Origin of the sequence: Pseudoalteromonas sp. SIMBA_162 (assembly GCF_046535955.1) — a bacterium.
GTDB classification, from domain to species: domain Bacteria; phylum Pseudomonadota; class Gammaproteobacteria; order Enterobacterales; family Alteromonadaceae; genus Pseudoalteromonas; species Pseudoalteromonas marina.
On sequence record NZ_JAWJBQ010000099.1, the window covers coordinates 1 to 406 of the forward strand.

A 406-nucleotide genomic window follows, 5' to 3' on the forward strand; every position below is an offset into this window, starting at 1 on the left:
TCGGCGTCAGCGTGCCCAACGCCATGGCCTACGTGATGAGCGAGGCCAACTGGGTCACCTCACGCCAGGGCGGCGATGGCGCCGTGCGCGAGCTCTGTGATCTGCTGCTCAAGGCACAGGGCCACTGGGCCTCGGTGCTGGATACCTACCTGCAGGAGTCGCGTCCCTGATGTTACGTCTGCCCCGCCCTTCTCCGCGTCTCTGGCTGATGCTGCTGTTGCTGCTCGTCGGTGGCGTGCTGGCGCTGATCGAGCAGCGCAACAGCCTGGAATCGACCGTCAATGTCGAGGTCGACAGCAGTGAGCCGGATTACTATCTCGACGGGGCAGACATGACACGCTTCGATGCACGCGGCGTGGCGATCCAGTCCATGACCTCGCCGCATATCGAGCACACGCCAGGCGAT

1 protein-coding gene is annotated in these 406 nt (G+C 64.3%); it reads left to right on the plus strand.

Annotated elements, in window-relative coordinates:
* Positions 1-169: 169 nt before the first annotated feature.
* A partial coding sequence (gene lptC / locus R0J88_RS18880; RefSeq protein WP_410900709.1) for an LPS export ABC transporter periplasmic protein LptC occupies positions 170-406 on the plus strand: 237 nt, incomplete at its 3' end.